At 39.5% G+C, this 18,386-nt stretch carries 16 protein-coding genes; 13 read left to right on the top strand and 3 right to left on the bottom strand.

The window, feature by feature from the left end:
- Nucleotide 1: 1 nt before the first annotated feature.
- Nucleotides 2-1,030 carry an ATP-binding cassette domain-containing protein gene (locus tag I6F50_RS00315; RefSeq protein WP_197175005.1) on the top strand — a complete coding sequence of 343 codons (1,029 nt, stop codon included), beginning with the start codon at nucleotides 2-4 and terminating at the stop codon, nucleotides 1,028-1,030.
- On the opposite strand, the gene moeB is transcribed toward I6F50_RS00315, so the two are convergent.
- The gene (gene moeB / locus I6F50_RS00320; protein ID WP_165727753.1) at nucleotides 1,031-1,789 is read right to left on the bottom strand and encodes a molybdopterin-synthase adenylyltransferase MoeB; all 759 of its coding nucleotides are present in this window, start codon (nucleotides 1,787-1,789) and stop codon (nucleotides 1,031-1,033) included.
- A 288-nt stretch (nucleotides 1,790-2,077) separates the two neighbouring features.
- Between moeB and I6F50_RS00325 the strand changes: the two genes are divergently transcribed.
- From I6F50_RS00325 to I6F50_RS00380, 12 genes are all read left to right on the top strand, one after another.
- Entirely contained in the window at nucleotides 2,078-3,547 is a 1,470-nt protein-coding gene (locus tag I6F50_RS00325; RefSeq protein WP_165727755.1) for a NarK family nitrate/nitrite MFS transporter, read from the top strand.
- A 13-nt stretch (nucleotides 3,548-3,560) separates the two neighbouring features.
- Complete coding sequence (locus I6F50_RS00330; RefSeq protein ID WP_197118784.1) at nucleotides 3,561-5,303, top strand: bifunctional protein-serine/threonine kinase/phosphatase; 1,743 nt, start codon at nucleotides 3,561-3,563, stop codon at nucleotides 5,301-5,303.
- 9 nt (nucleotides 5,304-5,312) lie between these two features.
- Entirely contained in the window at nucleotides 5,313-6,506 is a 1,194-nt protein-coding gene (locus I6F50_RS00335) for an alginate export family protein (protein ID WP_197175006.1), read from the top strand.
- A gap of 239 nt (nucleotides 6,507-6,745) precedes the next feature.
- Nucleotides 6,746-8,269, top strand: a complete 1,524-nt coding sequence (locus I6F50_RS00340; RefSeq protein ID WP_197175007.1) for an FAD-dependent oxidoreductase — start codon at nucleotides 6,746-6,748, stop codon at nucleotides 8,267-8,269.
- Between the two features lie 40 nt (nucleotides 8,270-8,309).
- Nucleotides 8,310-11,006, top strand: coding sequence for a nitrate reductase (locus I6F50_RS00345; protein WP_197175009.1), 2,697 nt, complete (start codon nucleotides 8,310-8,312; stop codon nucleotides 11,004-11,006).
- A 16-nt stretch (nucleotides 11,007-11,022) separates the two neighbouring features.
- Nucleotides 11,023-11,994 (top strand): GTP 3',8-cyclase MoaA, encoded by a 972-nt coding sequence (gene moaA / locus I6F50_RS00350; protein WP_149602496.1) that lies wholly within the window; start codon nucleotides 11,023-11,025, stop codon nucleotides 11,992-11,994.
- Between the two features lies 1 nt (nucleotide 11,995).
- The gene (locus I6F50_RS00355; protein ID WP_197140209.1) at nucleotides 11,996-12,718 is read left to right on the top strand and encodes a molybdenum cofactor guanylyltransferase; all 723 of its coding nucleotides are present in this window, start codon (nucleotides 11,996-11,998) and stop codon (nucleotides 12,716-12,718) included.
- On the top strand, nucleotides 12,715-13,254 hold the full coding sequence (gene moaB / locus I6F50_RS00360) for a molybdenum cofactor biosynthesis protein B (protein ID WP_024609783.1): 540 nt from the start codon (nucleotides 12,715-12,717) through the stop codon (nucleotides 13,252-13,254). Before I6F50_RS00355 ends, moaB begins: the two co-directional genes overlap by 4 nt.
- Nucleotide 13,255: 1 nt before the next feature.
- Nucleotides 13,256-13,726, top strand: a complete 471-nt coding sequence (moaC, locus tag I6F50_RS00365; RefSeq protein WP_007585237.1) for a cyclic pyranopterin monophosphate synthase MoaC — start codon at nucleotides 13,256-13,258, stop codon at nucleotides 13,724-13,726.
- A complete protein-coding gene (locus tag I6F50_RS00370) occupies nucleotides 13,704-14,003 on the top strand; it encodes a MoaD/ThiS family protein (protein ID WP_197140211.1) in 300 nt (99 codons plus the stop codon). The genes moaC and I6F50_RS00370 overlap by 23 nt, the downstream gene beginning before the upstream one ends.
- Nucleotides 14,003-14,461, top strand: a complete 459-nt coding sequence (moaE, locus tag I6F50_RS00375; RefSeq protein WP_197159525.1) for a molybdopterin synthase catalytic subunit MoaE — start codon at nucleotides 14,003-14,005, stop codon at nucleotides 14,459-14,461. The genes I6F50_RS00370 and moaE overlap by 1 nt, the downstream gene beginning before the upstream one ends.
- Nucleotides 14,462-14,588: 127 nt before the next feature.
- Entirely contained in the window at nucleotides 14,589-15,908 is a 1,320-nt protein-coding gene (locus I6F50_RS00380; protein WP_197175010.1) for a hypothetical protein, read from the top strand.
- A 143-nt stretch (nucleotides 15,909-16,051) separates the two neighbouring features.
- Here the strand turns inward: I6F50_RS00380 and I6F50_RS00385 are convergent, their stop codons facing one another.
- Nucleotides 16,052-17,221 (bottom strand): putative zinc-binding metallopeptidase, encoded by a 1,170-nt coding sequence (locus tag I6F50_RS00385; protein WP_197175012.1) that lies wholly within the window; start codon nucleotides 17,219-17,221, stop codon nucleotides 16,052-16,054.
- A 69-nt stretch (nucleotides 17,222-17,290) separates the two neighbouring features.
- The gene (locus tag I6F50_RS00390; RefSeq protein WP_007585227.1) at nucleotides 17,291-18,064 is read right to left on the bottom strand and encodes an SHOCT domain-containing protein; all 774 of its coding nucleotides are present in this window, start codon (nucleotides 18,062-18,064) and stop codon (nucleotides 17,291-17,293) included.
- Between the last annotated feature and the right edge of the window lie 322 nt (nucleotides 18,065-18,386).

Raw genomic sequence — 18,386 nt, forward strand, 5'->3', positions numbered from 1 at the left:
CATGATTAAGTTAAGCCTTTTTAAAGCACTCAATAATTTTGATTTAGATATAAACCTTAAGCTTGAGTCGTTTAATGTATTGGGTGTTTACGGGCCTTCTGGCTCGGGTAAGTCAACATTGCTGCGTTGTATTAGCGGTTTAGAGCCGGCAAAAAGTGTTTATGTAAACAATCAGCCAGTGCATGAGTTACCAAGCGATAAACGCGGTATTACGCTTCAGTTGCAATCGTGCCCGTTGTTTCCTCATTTAGATGTGGCAGGTAATTTAGCGTTTACACAAAAACACTGTGGGAATAAGCAAACCAGCTTAAGGTTAGAATACGTTGTTAAAACACTTGAATTACAAGACTTACTAAATCGTGATGTACAAAGCTTATCGGGTGGCGAGCGCCAACGTGTAGTATTTGCGCGCACTTTACTTGCCGGTCAAAAATTTATCATGCTTGATGAGCCTTTTAGTGCGCTTGATTGGTCATTGCGTTTTAAAACGCTCACTAAACTTAGCGAGTTTGCAGTTAAATTTAATATTAAATTTATAATAGTAAGTCACTCATTAAAAGAGCTGCTATTTTGCTGCGATACCCTTATTCAGCTTGATAAAGGTAAGGTGATAAACCAAGGTGCAAGTTCGCACGTTGCAAAAGCTATTTACGCAAACGACAGGCAAACACCGCTGAGCTTAATTAATTACGATGTGGTTAAATTTGATGAAGACTACGGGCTATATCAACTGCAATTACAGCAAAGTGAGCAGCCGCTTTTTGTGCTTCCTGCACTTGTAGATAGTAGTAATAAGCTAATTATAGAAAGTGAGCAAATGTCGTTTAGTGCGTTAAAACCTGAGCAAACAACGCACAGTAATGTTTTAAGGTCGGTATTAACTCAGGCTGAGCTTATTAATAATAAGTGGCAGTTAACGCTTAATGTAGATGGGCAAACTTTGTATTGCTTGGCTTCAAGACGAGTGTGGGACAAAAACGACTTTAAAGTGGGCGATGTGTTTTATACAACAATCAGTAATCTAGAATAACTAAATGCTGCACACCGCACATTGACTGTTTTTAGCTATTTTAAAACGATTAAACTCCATGCTTAAGCCATCCACCAGCAGTAAGTGCTCGCTTAAACCACTTGGCAAACCAGCAAGCATTTTTAGCGCTTCAGTCGCCTGAATACTCCCAATTAGCCCCACAATAGGGGAGAGCACACCAGACTCAGAGCAGCTTTGTGTTTGTTCACTAAAAAATTGTGATAAACAGCCATAACAATGGCTGTTTTCATCCATAGTAAAACACGCGACTTGTCCTTCCATACGTATTGCAGAGCCTGACACTAGCGGAACTTTAGCTTTAAAACAGGCGCTATTAAGTGCATTGCGCGTTGCTAGGTTATCTGAGCAATCAATCACTATATCAATGTTATTAAATAATTGTTCTGTAGAGGTACTTGTATCAAAAAATTCCTCAATGGTGTTTATGTCTATTTCACTATTAAGCGCGTTAAGCTGTTTTTTAGCAGCACTGCATTTTGAACTACCAATATCACTTTCTTTATACAGTATTTGCCTTTGCAGGTTGGTCACGTCTATTTCATCGTTATCAACTAAGGTAAGCGTCCCAACGCCAGATGCCGCTAAGTATTGACCTACCGCACACCCAAGCCCACCCACACCAATAATTAAAGCATGCGATTGCCATAGCTGCTCTTGTCCGTCTATATCAAGCTGCGGCAGCATAATGTGCCGAGAATAGCGCAGTTGCTGCTGGTAAGTTAATGGTGGCTTTTGCATTTTTAAAATCTCAACCTTTTTTTGAACAATACCAAGTTGTTAAATCCAAGAGCAAGTAGTAACGCTTTTTATTTGCACTCTAACAACCCAGAGCCCTTCACTCATATAGTGCAACTATAACGTATAAAAACAACTGTTGCATGTAACTATATGAAATTTATGGTTTTTAATTAGTGGCTCAGTAATTGCTATATCGGGTTAACTTAAATTTAACAAACATTGAGCTGCTACTCATATAAAAGGGTGGGGCATTAATAAAACAATAATACGTTTACGAGGAAAATAAACATGCAACCGAGTTCTGGGTTTAACCTAATATCGTTTAGCGGAAAAATGAAAGTATTGCATCTAAGTTGGATGGTCTTTTTTGTGTCATTTTTTGTATGGTTTAACCATGCTCCTTTATTAGGTGCCATAGCGGGTTCACTTGGGATCACCATGGCACAAGTTAAAACATTACTAATTTTAAATGTAGCGTTAACTATTCCAGCGCGTGTTGTGGTGGGTATGCTAACCGATAAATTTGGTCCCCGTATTGTTTATGCGGCACTACTTATTAGCTGTAGTATTCCATGTTTTATGTTTGCTATGGCAACTACATTTGAGCAAGCCGCAATAGCGCGCTTTGCTTTAGGCTTTATTGGTGCTGGCTTTGTTGTGGGCATTCGTATGGTGAGTGAATGGTTTCCTGCTAATGAGTTGGGTATAGCGGAAGGTATTTATGGCGGTTGGGGTAATTTTGGATCAGCAGCAGCGGCTATGTTATTGCCAATTATTGCACTAATGTTTGGTGGCGAAGATGGTTGGCGTTATGCAGTAGGTTTAACCGGTGTATTAAGCGTTATATTTGGTATTATTTGGTACCTAAATGTAACCGATACACCAAAAGGCGGTACATACTTTAAACCTAAAAAAGTAGGCGCAATGGAAGTAACCAGTAAAGGCGACTTTGTATTACTGCTTATTATGAAAATTCCTATGTACGGCGCATTAGCATTACTTACTTGGAAGCTTTCACCAACTGGTGCTAACCTAATTTCGGCTAATTTTGTACTTGCCGTGTATGCTTTTTTAGTTCTGCTTTATATTTACGAAGTGTATAAAACCTTTGACGTAAATGGTCATATTTTTAAAGAGCCTGTACCCGAGTCGCATCGTTATGAGTTTAAGCAAGTAGCTGTTTTAAATATTTTATATTTTACAACCTTTGGTTCTGAGCTTGCGGTTGTCTCTATGTTGCCGCTGTTTTTTATGGATGTGTTTGCGCTTGATATGGTGTATGCCGGTATTTTAGCCTCTGCTTACGCATTCATGAACTTAGCATCTCGCCCTGGTGGCGGTTGGATTTCAGATAAATTAGGTCGTCGTATTACCCTTATTGTACTTACAATGGGTCTTGCTGTTGGTTATTTTGTAATGGGCTTAGTTGATGCATCTTGGCCTTTATGGCTTGCAGTTGTTGCAGCTATGGCATGTTCGTTCTTTGTGCAAGCTGGTGAAGGCGCTGTATTTGCCGCAGTACCACTAATTAAGCGTCGTTTAACTGGGCAAATAGCTGGAATGACAGGTGCTTACGGTAATGTTGGTGCAGTAGTGTACTTAACGGCATTATCACTTGTTGATTATCAAACCTTCTTTTTCATTATTGCGGGTAGTGCATTACTTGGCTTAGGCGCACTGTTTTTTATGAAAGAACCAGACGGACACATTACCGAAGTAAATGAAGACGGCACCGTTGAACTTATTTCAGTGACTTAAGGCATTATTGACTATGTTTGATGAAACACACCAAGCTAAAGCGCTTGAAAATGAACTCAACGTTTCATTTGGCGGGCACAGCGCTAAAGGGTTAAAAGCAGAAAACCAAGATGCGTTTGCTGCTCTTAATACCAAAGCGCAAGAAAAAGAGTCTAAAGGCGTTATTGCCTGCTTAGCCGATGGGTGTTCATCAGCAAAAAATGCTAAACAAGCGTCTCAACTTTCGGTTACTCATTTTATAAATGAGTATTTAAATACCCCTGAAAGTTGGGCGGTTAAAAAGTCAGTGTCGAAGGTGTTAGCAAGTTTAAATCAGTGGCTTTATTCGCAATCAGTTAATTACAATCACTTAGGTCAGCGCCAAGCCGATTGGATGACGACTTTTACAGCACTTATTTTAAAGTCGGCAACGGGTTATATATTTCACTTAGGTGATACGCGTATTACTCGCTTGCGAGGAAATAAAATAGAGGCAATAACACGGGATCACAAAGTAAACGATACGCTAACGCGTGCACTTGGCGCACAACTTCATCAAGAAATAGATGTATACGAAGTTGACCTAAAAGCAGACGATATTTATATATTAACCTGCGATGGCGTACACGATGTGCTTCCAAGTAGTGATATAGCTAAATTAATTAACGAGCACACTAATTTAGAAAATGCAGCTAAAGCAATTACCGAACTTGCATTAGCGCGAGGCAGTGACGACAACGTAAGTTGCTTACTGGTAAAAGTAGAAAATATTGCCGAGCAAAAGTTAGATGAGCTTTATCATTCGCTAACACGACGAAAAATTCCACCTGCGCTTAATGTGGGACAAAAAATTGATGACTACACGGTTATTCGTAAATTGCATGCCAGTAGTCGCTCGCATATTTATTTAGTGCAACAAGCGCCCGATATACCGCCAGTGGTTTTAAAAGCACCTTCGGTTAATTTTGAAGATGATGTGCACTACCTTCAAGGCTTTATAAGAGAAGGCTGGGTAGGGCAACGCATAAACCACCTTAACGTGATGAAAGTACTAAGCACGCAATCGCAGAGTCGTTTTTTGTATCATATTTGTGAGTACATGGACGGACAAACACTTAGTGATTGGAAGCACGACGTGCCGCACCCAGAAATAACCCAAGTGCGCAGTATTATTGAACAAATAGTACATGCACTAAGGGCGTTTCAGCGACTCGATATGGTACATCGTGATTTAAAACTCGATAACGTAATGATAGATGCGCACGGAAAAGTAACGCTCATTGATTACGGCACTGTAAGTGTTGCAGCTATGGACGAGTCGGTTAAGCAAATTGCGGATGATTGCCCACAAGGCACTGCCGACTACACCGCACCCGAAACACTTATTACTATGCACGCCGATTTTAAAAGTGATTTGTTTTCACTTGGCGTTATTGCATACGAGTTATTGTGCTCAAAATTGCCTTACAAACCATTGCCACTTAACCACGTAGCGCCAAAAGATTACAGCCATTGGCACTACACAAGTATTCGTAAATACAGAGCCGATATTCCGTTTTGGTTAGATCAAGCCCTTATGAAAGCGCTTGCCCCTAAACCAGAACTCAGATACCAAGCTTTTTCTGAGTTTATAAACGATATCAACAAACCTAATCCTTATTTAGAAAGTACCGCTAATAAAAGCTCAATAATGAAACGCGATCCAGTTATGGTGTGGAAATGTATTTCGCTGTGTTTATTTATTGCTTTGGTATGTGTATTAATAATTAAAACGTAGAGAACCAAAATGCTTAACTATAAGAACAACTTACCTATTATTTTTATACTGGGTTGCTTCACTGCGCCTTCAATAAGCCAAGCTTCACAAACGGGTCTTGATTTTAGACTGCGTTTTGAAAGCGTTGATCAAAACAATGCTTTAAAAGATGCAAGCGGCTTAACACTTAGAACCCGCTTAACGCATCAAACAGACGAGGTGAATGGTTTTTCAGCCCTTATTGAAGTAGAAGATACTCGCAGCCTATTAGGCGTAGATGATTACAATAATACGGTGGGAAAAAACACTAATTACTCTGTTATTGCAGACCCAGAAAACACTGAGATTGACCAAGGTTTTGTTAAATATGCCCGCGATGGTTTATCGCTAAAAGTAGGACGCCAAGTAATAGCCCTTGATGGGCAGCGTTTTGTTGGGCACGTAGGTTGGCGCCAAGACAGACAAACCTTTGATGCAGCAACCATTAATTACGCATTTAATAACATAGATTTACAATACAGTTATTTAAATAAGCGTAACCGCATATTTGCTGACGATAAAGACATTAAATCGTCCGATCATCTTATTAATGCAAGCTTTAAAACAGACTACGGTAAAGTGGTTTTATACAGTTACTTATTAAGTGACGATGCACTACAAGACGACAGTTTAGACACTTATGGCGTCTCTTTTAACGGTAATAAAACCCTAAACGACATAAAATTTTATTACAAAGCGGAGTATGCAACGCAGTCTGCGTCAACAAGCGTGAGTGATTTTGATGCCGATTACTATGCACTTGAAGGCGCTGTTGATTTAAATGGTTTGGGTATAAAAACAGTAACATTAAAAGTTGGCATAGAGTCACTTGGCTCTGATAATGGCGATTACGGGTTTGCAACACCACTTGCCACGTTACATAAATTTAATGGTTGGGCAGATACGTTTTTAAATACACCCGCACAAGGCTTGGACGACACTTACATAAGCTTAAATGGTAAAGCGTTTGACGGAAAATGGTTGGTGGCTTATCACAGTTTTGATGCTAATGAGCAATCAAATGGGGTTGACGATTTAGGCAGTGAGCTAAACGTACAATACGTTAAACCTATTAATAAACAATACGCAGTGGGTGTTAAATACGCTGATTACTCAGCGGGCGATACCGCTGCTAATAAAGTCGATACTCAAAAATTATGGGTATGGATGAGCGCTAAATTTTAATCCTTTGTTGTACTTAATTTCCCTTCTAACTTTCTTCATTAATTTATAGCGATACAAGATGGTGCAGTTGCACCATCTTGTGGGGCTTTACGCTTTTCACCTCTGCACCAATGTAGGCAACTTACTGATTTTAAATGCTTATATATTTGGCTTACATATTGCTATAACAAACCTATAACAAATCATTCGATTTCAATTTTAGTCAATTACTAAAGTAGATATCATTTTAAGGTGAGTAAATGCTAAGTAAGCAGCGTGTTGTAGTAGTAGGAAACGGAATGGTGGGGCACCATTTTGTGCAGCAGCTGGTTTCTCAAAATCAAGCTGATGAGCAATTTGAAATTACGGTATTAAGCGGTGAAGACCGTTTAGCGTATGACCGCGTGCAATTATCGTCTTTTTTTAAAGGTAAAACCGCAGACGACCTCGCACTTACATGCAATAAAACCTATGACGATTGGCAAGTACGCTTTCATACTCATTCTAAAGTGGTTGACATAAATCGTGATGCGCAAACTGTAACGACCGCTAAAGGGGAGTCGTTTGAATACGACAAGCTTGTGCTTGCTACAGGTTCATTTCCATTTGTACCTCCTATACCGGGTAAAGATCGTGAGCATTGCCTTGTTTATCGCACCATTAACGATTTACACGCAATAAAAAACTCAGCCCACGGTAGTAAAGTAGGCGTGGTAATTGGTGGCGGTTTACTGGGTCTTGAGGCTGCAAACGCATTAAAGCAATTGGGTTTACAGACTCACGTAATAGAATTTGCACCGCAACTTATGGGCGTACAAGTTGATGCGGGTGGCGGTCGGCTACTAAAAAACAAAATTACAGATTTAGGCGTTACTGTGCATACATCGGTAGCAACTGAGGAGATAGTAGAGGGTGAGAACTGCCGTTACAAAATGTGTTTTAAGGGCGGTAAAACCCTTGAAACCGATATGATTGTATTCTCAGCAGGTATTCGCCCTTATGATAATTTAGCCCGCGAGTTTAATTTAGAGTTAGGCGAGCGCGGCGGTATTGTAATTAATAACCACTGCCAAACGAGCGATAAAAACATATACGCAATTGGTGAATGTGCACTGTGGAATAATTTTATTTTTGGCTTAGTGGCACCCGGTTACGCCATGGCTAAAATTGCAGTTGGGCATATTTTACAACAGACCCAGCAAGGTTCCTTGCAAAGTAATGGCTTAGACAATAAAGCCGATGAGTTCAGTGGTGCCGATATGAGCACCAAGCTTAAATTAATGGGTGTTGAAGTGGGCTCTATTGGCGATGCACATGCACGCAGCGAAGGCGCAATAAGCTATTACTTTGAAGACCAACCCAATGGCATTTATAAAAAAGTAGTCACTAATTCACAAAGTAATAAACTGATTGGCGCCGTGCTTGTTGGCGATACCAGCGATTACGATAATTTACTGCAATATCATTTAAACGACATTGAACTTACCACCGCCCCCGAAGCGCTCATTATGCCCCTTGCCGGCGATATCGCAGAGCTAAGCGCCGACGACTTGCTTGATGACGCTATTATTTGCGCTTGTCATAAAGTAACTAAACACACCATTGAACAAACAGTCGCTAAAGGCTTTATAGACCTAGCAAGTGTGCAGCAAAGCACCAAAGCCAGTACAGGCTGTGGAGGTTGTGAAAAGCTCGTTCAAAACGTAATAAACAGCGCACTCGCTAAAGCAAGTAACACTATTAACGTAGTTACTCTTAATGAGCCTGTTAAACAGCCCGCATAAATTAAAGCACACTAATTAAAGCACATTAAAAGAGAGCAGTATGGCAACCGTAAACACGTCACCAACTATAAATAAAACGAGTTTAAAACAAACAACATGTGCTTACTGTGGTGTAGGGTGTGGTGTTGATATTTCACTTTTTAATAATGTGCCAACCAAGCTTGAAGGCATGCGAGAGCACCCCGCAAACTTTGGTCGTTTATGTGTAAAAGGCACCCATTTGCTCGACACCACAGGCAGTGATAACCGCTTAACGTCACCCCTTATTAATAATCAAGCTGTTACGTGGGATGAAGCCACCGACCATGTTGCCAATAAATTTAACGACATAATACAAAAGCACGGACCCGATGCGGTGGCTTTTTATGTGTCAGGGCAGTTACTTACTGAAGATTACTACATCGCTAATAAATTAATGAAAGGCTACATAGGCTCAGGCAATATTGATACAAATTCGCGCCTGTGTATGTCGTCTGCTGTGGCAGGTTACAAACGCGCTTTTGGTGAAGACGTAGTGCCGTGTACCTACGAGGATTTAGAGCAAACTGAGCTGCTTATTTTAATTGGCTCTAATGCCGCATGGACGCATCCTGTTTTGTATCAGCGAATGGAGCGTGCAAAGCAGCTAAACCCAAATATGAAAGTAGTGGTTATTGATCCGCGAAAAACCGACACCGCTGAGCTTGCCGACACATTTTTAAATATAAAACCAGGCAGTGACGCCGCGCTTTATAACGGCTTACTTAATTATCTACATGAGCATAACCACCTCGACACGCAATTTATTGCTCAGCACACAAACGGCTTTGAAAGCGCACTGCAAGAGGCAAAAAAATGGAGCTGTGAGGCAGTTAGCGACTTTTGCGATATAGCAATTGAGCAAGTTACTGAGTTTTACGCACTATTTGCTAACAGCCCAAGTGCGATTAGCTTTTATTCAATGGGTATAAATCAGTCAAGCTCGGGTGTAGATAAATGCAACGCCATTATTAATGCGCATTTAGCCTCAGGTAAATTACTTAAGCCAGGCAGTGGTCCGTTTTCGATTACGGGGCAACCCAATGCGATGGGTGGGCGCGAAGTAGGTGGTTTGGCTAATCAGTTAGCGGCGCATTTAGATATTGAAAACGAAGCGCATCAATCACTTGTGCAACGTTTTTGGCTCTCGCCAACTATTGCTAAAAAAGCAGGCAACAATGCCATCGATATGTTTGATGAAATAGCCGCAGGTAAAATAAAAGCAGTGTGGATAATGGCAACAAACCCAATGGTGAGCTTGCCCAATAACGCCGCTATTAAAAAGGCATTAGAGACCTGCGAGCTGGTAGTTGTATCTGACTGTATTGCAAAAAGTGATACATTAAAATTTGCCGATGTTGCTTTTCCATCAACCGGATGGGGCGAAAAAAACGGCACAGTAACCAACTCAGAGCGCAGAATATCAAGGCAGCGCCCGTTAGTAGCGCCTTATTCAGGAGCTAAAAACGATTGGCAAATTATGTGCGATGTTGCTAAAAAAATGGGCTTTGAAGGGTTTGATTTTACAGACCCAAGTGGCATTTTTGAAGAATGGGCACAATTAACCGATTTTGAAAATAACGGCAGCCGATTGTTAAACCTCTCAGGTTTAGTTGGGCTCACACAAAATCAGTATGATAATTTAAAACCCATTATGTGGCCTGTTGTTAAAAACGAGCCTTATAAAAACGGTCAGGTTTTTACAGATAACCAATTTAGCACCGCTGATAAAAAAGCGCGTTTTATACCCATAACGCCGAAATTACCTGTGCAAAAAACATCAAGTGATTACCCGTTTGTAATGAACTCGGGTCGTATACGAGACCAATGGCATACTATGAGCCGCACGGGTAAAAGCACTGCGCTTTCATCGCATATTACACGCCCGTACATTGAAATTAATCCGCTTGATGCCAGTAAATTAGCAATAAAACAAAACGATTTAATAAGTGCGATTGCCCAAACTGGGCAGGTTACCGCGCATGCAAAAGTAACCGATGCCGTGCGAAAAGGTGAATGCTTTATGCCTATTCATTGGAACAAGCAATTTGCGTCATCAGCAACAGTAAGTGGGTTGTATCAATCGGTAGTTGACCCTCTATCTGGTCAGGCTGAGTGCAAACACGGCGCTGTTAATATAGTTAAAGCACCCTTTGTGCAATATATGCAGCTGTTTGCTAAAAACGAACTTGTTATAGACAGTGATTTTTGGCTCAAAATTAATGCAAGTAATTGCTTTAATTACCAATTGGCGCTTAATGAACCAAAAAGTGATTTACTGTATTACTGCCAAACCTTAACCGGTTTACAAGGGCAGTGGTCGGCTATGAATACGGCAAAAGCCATACATGTGCAGTGTATTCAAAACGATCAATTAGCGTTTGTTGGTGTTATTTCTAATGAACAAAAAGAAATATCACTTGAGTGGATAAACCATTTATTTGCAGAGCCATTATTGACTTTTACACAGTTACAGTCTTTGCTTTATGCAACCCCCGATGAAGAATTTACCCAAGGCGCGCAAGTGTGTAGCTGCTTTAAAGTAAGAGAGCAGCCAATTATAAACGCCATTAAAAACGGTGCAAACACAGTCGAGCAATTGGGGTCTGAACTTAAATGTGGGACGAACTGCGGTTCGTGTAAAACACAATTAAGCCAATTAATAAAACAACATTACAAAGCAGGTTCTAGCAGCATTGATGTTGCGGTTGTAATGTAAAGAAAAAAGGAAGCATATGCTTAATGATCAATTTGGTCGGCAGTTTAACTATTTGCGCCTCTCAATAACCGATGTATGTAATTTTAGTTGTAGTTATTGTTTACCAAACGGGTATCAGTGCGATACGCCGCGTAATTTTTTAAATAAAAACGAAATTAGCACGTTAGTAAATGCGTTTGCAGAGCTTGGTACTAAAAAAGTGCGTATTACAGGTGGCGAACCATGCTTGCGAAACGACGTAACCGATATTATAAAGCTTTGTAAAAACACGCCCGGCATAGAAAAAGTAGCTATTACTACAAACGGATTTAATTTATTAAAGAAAATTGATGAATTTGCTGAAGCAGGGCTTGATGCGCTTAATGTCAGTATTGATAGTTTAAATCCGAGTATGTTTAAACTCATAACAGGGCACGACAAACTTAACCTTATTTTAAAAGGGATTGAACGCGCGGTAGAGCTGGGCATAAAAGACATAAAAATAAATGCAGTGCTTGCGAAGCAGTTTAATAAAAACCAATTGAAGGATTTTTTAGCGTGGGTAAAGCACCACAAAGTTACGGTACGCTTTATAGAATTAATGGAAACCGGTGACGGCGCCACCTTTTTTGAAGAAAACCACTTAAGTGGGCAAACGGTTAAAGCCCAATTACTCGACCAAGGTTGGTTACAAGTAGTTAGGGGTAAATTAAACGGACCCGCTGAGGAATTTTGTCATCCTGATTACGATGGTCGTATTGGTTTAATAATGCCGTACAGTAAAGACTTTTGTAAAAGCTGTAATCGCTTAAGGGTGTCGGCGCTGGGTAAATTACACTTATGCTTGTTTGCCGAGCAAGGTATAGATTTACGCGAACTGCTAAACGAGGATGATACTGCAGCGACCGTAAAGGCAATTCGAGCCGCTATGGGCAATAAAGAAATAAGCCATGAGCTAGATAAGCGTCTAACAGGTGCGACAACTCACTTAGCCATGTTAGGCGGCTAATATGGGAGCTGATGTGAATACTCATATAAAAGCTAATATAAAAGCTAATATAAAAGTTAAGCGAGATTTTACAGGTGTTGTGCTTGCTGGTGGTAAGTCATCAAGAATGGGCACAGACAAAGCCGATTTAGTTTTAAAAAATAAAACGCTATTGCAAAATGCGTGTGATTTATTAAAAGAGGTAGGCGCTAAAAACATATTGGTAAGCCGCAACGTTACAAATCCAGTCAAGTCATTGAACCATTATTCACCGAGTGATTATCCCTCAGAAAAGTACGTTAAAGATATATACCCAAATAGTGGACCCCTTGGCGGAATTTACTCAACATTAATAGCCACCGAGCACGATTTACTTATTACTGCGGTAGATATGCCTCTACTTACGAGGAGTTTGTTAAGCACAATAGTGCTGGCTTCTCAGTCAAATAACGTACAAAGTGTGAGCAATCAATTAAATCAGTCACAAATACATGCTTGGCACTTTGAAAATGAACCGCTACCGCTGTATATTCGTAATACAAGCAGTGTAAAAAATCATTTAAAACACATACTCACAAACGCAAACAGTCATAAATCAATAAAACAGTTTACCCAAAGCATTGGTGTGCAAACGCTTTTATGTAATAAAGCGCATGCATTAATAAACACCAATACACCGGCGCAATTTAAAGCTGTAAATGAGCATTTTGACCTAAGCATTAACCAATTGAGAAGAACATTATGAGCCACACAAGCGATACACAAATACCTTTAAACATTGCCGTACTTACAGTAAGCGACACGCGCGATGCGATTACCGATACTTCTGGTCATTACTTAATTAAAGCGCTAACTGAGGCGGGTCATCACTTAGCAGATAAAGAAATTGTAAAAGATGATGTTTACCAAATGCGCGCTATTGCATCGCAGTGGATAGCCGACGACACCATTCACGCTATTTTAGTGACTGGTGGTACAGGATTTACCGAACGTGATTCAACACCTGAGGCATTTGCGCCGCTATTTGATAAAAGCGTAGACGGCTTTGGCGAGTTATTTAGACATATATCGTACGGTGAAATTGGTAACTCAACTATTCAATCACGTGCACTGGCAGGACTTGCTAACAACACGGTTATTTTTTGTATGCCAGGCTCTACAGGCGCATGTAAAACAGCGTGGACAGGCATTATAAAAGATCAACTTAACTCAATGCATAAACCGTGTAACTTTGCACCGCACATTACCATTGGTAAAAAGTGTGAATCGCGTGAGCAATAGTATGTTAAGCCACGTTGACGAAAACGGCCAAGCGAATATGGTTGATGTATCGCTCAAAGACGTAACCCTGCGCGATGCCTCAGCTGAAGCTTTTATTAGCATGAGTAAGCTTGCCTTTGAGCAAGTAATGCTTAATCAAAACAAAAAAGGCGATGTGTTAGGAGTGGCACGTATTGCGGGTATTCAAGGCGCTAAAAAGTGCGCCGATTTAATTCCGCTTTGTCATCCGCTTGCACTTACTAAAGTCGCTGTTGATTTTGAACTTGATGAAGCAAACAGCCAAATTAAAATAACCAGCTACTGCAAACTTGCCGGTAAAACCGGGGTCGAAATGGAAGCGCTAACGGCGGTATCTGTGGCTAGCCTTACTTTGTTTGATATGTGTAAAGCAGCCGACCCACTAATGGAAATTAGCGGCATGCGCGTTACTCAAAAAGCTGGGGGCAAAAATGGCAGTTGGCAACGCGATTAATCCAAACGATGCTATATCTAGCGCCGGAAAAGTAGAGTTATTGTTTTTTGGGCAACTAAAAGAGCGGTTAAAGTGCAGTAAATTAAGCCTTGAGATTACGCAGCCGCTTAGTATTTCAGAGCTTAAATTAAGATTAGTTAGCCAATACCCGCATTGGCAACCGTGGCTTGAAGAGCGTGAGCTACTTGCAGCGCTTAACCAAACTATGTCATCAAGCAACGAAATAGTGAAAGCAGGGGATGAGCTTGCCTTTTTCCCGCCGGTTACAGGTGGCTAATGAGCATACATATTCAAGTACAAACCGATGATTTTAATGTAGGTGACGAGCACAATACGCTTTGTAGTAATAATAAAAGCGATGGCGCTGTTGTCACCTTTACAGGATTGGTAAGAGAGTTCAGCAGTGGCGATAACGTTACTGCACTTGAGCTTGAGCACTACCCTGGTATGACCGAGCAACTGCTTCAATCTATTGCAGAGCAAGCACAAACTCGCTGGCAACTGGCGAGAATATGTATTATTCATCGCGTTGGTTACTTAGCACTTGGCGAGCAAATTGTATTTGTTGGCGTAACGTCCCGCCATCGCCAAGCCGCGTTCGAAGGCGCACAATTTATAATGGATTATTTAAAAAACCACGCCACGTTTTGGAAAAAAGAGCACTTTAAAGACTCATCAAACTGGGTTGAGTTTAAACAAAGTGACAAACAAGCGCTGGGTAAATGGGAAAAGTGATGCAGATATTTCATTACTTGTGCTCTACAGAGGTTATATAGCTCTCAGTTTGCGTGTGAAGTCTGCGTTTTTCGTGTTATAAATCAGCAATATTAGATTGTTATCTCGACCCAAGTTTGGAAGACATATGCGCACATCAAAAATGTTATATTTTACAATATTATTACTTGTTCTACTTTCAGCTTTTCTTGCTGTATGGGTATATGATTTAAAAGAAGGTAAAGATTTACTAAGCTTTACCATATCAACAGTAAGCTTTTGTATAGCCGTATTAGCTTTATTTATTACTGTTAGAACATATACATCAATTGATAGTGTAAATAACATTAGTAAAATGGAAGGTAACATTTTAGATAATGAAAATTACGTAACCTCACTTCCAGAGTTAATTAATCAGTTTAAGTCCCAAGATGAAAATACACTAGAGAAAGAAATTTTTGACTCTATTGAGCATAAACTAAAAAAAGAGTCAGAAACCGCCGTTCTTTTTGCCGATACCCTGCAATATATAATTGACCTAATTGTTTTATTTCCAGCTGTTTTTAATGCATCAGAAACTAACAAAGTGCTTTATAAAAAGCGTATGGATACAATTTTGTCAGAAGTTGATAGGCGCTGTGAAATATTGCACTCGGTGAGTAAAGGTAATTCAATTCAAATAACGGAAACAATAAAGCTATTTAAAGCTGTTGTTTCTTACCAAAGTTTTGTAGCTGATGATAATTTTAATATTCATGCAGACTTACTTCATGTGAGAGGTCCAATTCTTCGTAATCCAGTGACAAAAACCATTTATCATAATTACCTAGGTTTGTATTACAACAAAAAAGGCATGCATTTATTACGAGAGTCGCTAAATATGAACTCTGTAGATGTTTTGTCGATTGATGGTTTAGAGCTGGCTAAAAAAAATATTAATACCATAGAGCCATCAATACTTGAAGAAGTAAGTATGTATCTTAAATCTGCCGCTGAGCAGTTCGATAAAGCACTTAAAGTATCTAGCGAAGATGTTATGTGGCCTGGTTTTATTAATTACAATAAAGCACGTACGGTATATTTTTTAGCTTTACTATCAAATAGCGAACTTAATTGGTTAGATATTCTCGACGAAGCAATAGAGTCTCGCAGCAGGTTAAATCGACTAATTGACGAAATTTTAATGATAGACAGATCAAAATCAGCCAATATTGTTAGCACACATTTAAGAGAATTTTTTCTATATCAAGAAGAGTTAGCACGTACAGTAAAATTGAATATTTTACTGTCGAATAATCTAACCAGACAAAATAATGCACCTATTATATATAAAGGGATTAATATCTCTGATATATCAAACGAAAAACTAACTGACTTATTTGTTTCAATACAAAAGTTTTCTACAGTTAGTATTTACCAAGAAAAAATCATAAGTCGACTTAAGAATAACCTCGCTGTGACAAACTAACAAAGCTTCAGCGAGAAAGTTGGGGATATACTATTTTTACGGCTTTTTTCTCATCATAAAAAAGCCACCTACCTATGCATGAAAAGTCATAGCAAGAATAAATGGCTCTTTATTAAAATGTTTTTTGGACTGAGCTTATTTTATTACACTTTTCCAATGCTCAAATCAGGCATTAAATTGAGCCTGTTATGAATGGCATGATGGATGAAAGATAACTTAGTTCGCACCGCTTGAGTAAGTACAAATGGGTAGGCATCGGCAAGTCCCATGCTGCGATTTAGTGAATTTAGAATGATCGAAAATTCCATCCAAGTATCTAAAATAGCATCAATCGATGTTTGTGAATTAAAGTAATAAGCACTTTGTGGCAATCGAAGCTCGTCTGCTTCATCTAATTCAAACTCATTACCCGTTGTTGAGCCTGTAATTGAAAAGTTTTTGGCTGTTTCAAGCGTATCGATAATATGCATGTAATGCGCCCATGTTTCTGCCCAGTCTTCATAAGGGTGCATAGTAGCGTATTCACTAATAAAGGTTTCATGCCAGTTAGCTGGCGCACCTTGCTTGTAATGAGTATCGAGCGCTTGCTGGTAATCTAATTCGTCATCACCAAAATATTGCTTACATAAAGTATGTTTTTTTGGTGAATTTGCGATTAGTTGATCAAAATAATAATGACCAAGTTCATGGCGAAAATGACCAAGTAAAGTCCGATAACGCTCACCCATTGCTATTTTAGCTTGAGAGCGTGCTACGTCGTCTGCTTCAGCTAGGTTTATAGTGATATGCCCGCAATCGTGTCCTGTAAATACAACGTCCTGACCTATAATAGGGCTTACAAAGTGATCGCTTACGTTACGGTCTGCTATAAAATCGAAGCTTAATCCGCTTTCAGGTTCTTGAATCGTTGTATTTAAAGGGAGTGATAATGACTTTAATGTATACAAAGCGCGACGTTTTGCTGTCTCCATTTTTTTCCATAATGGAATATGTTCAACAATACTTAAATCGGGCACCGTTTCATTAAAGCGGCACGAAAAACACAGCACTTCGTCTTTATCGGCAACAGGTATAAATGTGTCTAAATTAACCATACCATTGCATACGTGATACTGAGCGTTGTTATCACATTTTTTATAAAAAACTTCAGGCGCTTCTGCTTTGTAAAATAACCCCGATTGCTCATCAATTTCATAGGGTTCAACTTGGTCGAACTCATCATCAATACCCACGGTTCTACCGCAAGCCAAACAATGGCTGCTTTCAAAAAATAAAATAAGTTGATCTGTGCAATTACATTTAAATGTTTTCATATGTTACCGAATAAAAAAGAGACCGTATAAACCACTTTTACTTAGCGCTATGCTATTGGAGGATAGTGGTTAAATCCTTTTTAAAAGTTCAGACTTTTTAATATTAAATTCATCATCACTCAACGCATTAGAGTCGCGAAGTTGTGCTAACTTTTCAATAATTTGAAGTGTTTCGTCTACCGAGTATTGCCCCACAGTATTATTAGCCGGTGCTTCAACTTGGTTTGGTGTTAACGATGCAAAATTCGGCTGCGTTACTTGCTGCGTAAAATCTTTTTGAGGTTCTGGAGGCGTTGGCGTTTGCCCTGAAATTAATGGCAGGGTATTTACATTAATTGTCCCCCACTGACTGTTAAATGTAAGAGAGGTATTATTGCCTTGCTGTTGGCTTACACCACCAATATTATGATCTAACGTGTCGTATACGCTCACTTGTCCATTTAATTCAACGGCTAAGCGATTAGGGAATATAGCGTAGCGAATATTATTTTGCGCACCACTGCTAAATGGGCTGCCTAGATTACCTGGCCACCATTGATTGCTGCCAGGCGTTCCTGCAGGAATAACCGGAAATATTTGGTTATTGCTCAATATATTAGCAAGTTCGTTGCACAAGTTATCAACGGTTGATTTTAAACCGTTGTTAAACATGTCGCCAACCATTGTCATTCCGCCACGCATCCATTGACCAGAACCACCAAGTTCTGGGCAATTAAACTGTGCCATTGAGCAACCGCCGTTATTAACGCTAACTAACATGTGAATTACTGCATCGTGACTGAGGTTATAACGAGATGCTATACCATTAACTAAGTTTTCACCGACATCTGTTAGCTTTTGCATAAGAAAATATCCTATTAGGTAGATTGGGTTGATTTAAAAAATCTGAAAATACGCTAGTGCTGCATTACCTTTAGCATTGATGATAATGAAAAATTAACAGGTTAGTGAGATGTGTTGGTTTTTCAAATTGGACGTGTTCTGTTTTGTTTGAAATTAAAACACACCACTGTAAAACTAATCTTTAAAACAAGCATCTTTGTATTAAAAGTTGCTTGTTTTATCTCATCGAGATTGTTAGTTTTACTGTAACGTAAGCGGTTAAAAATCGATCTAGTATAGCACCGTTACTTACTTTAACAGCAGCTTTATTGTGAACTATTTC

The organism is Pseudoalteromonas sp. NZS127_1 (assembly GCF_015864295.1).
GTDB classification, from domain to species: domain Bacteria; phylum Pseudomonadota; class Gammaproteobacteria; order Enterobacterales; family Alteromonadaceae; genus Pseudoalteromonas; species Pseudoalteromonas arctica.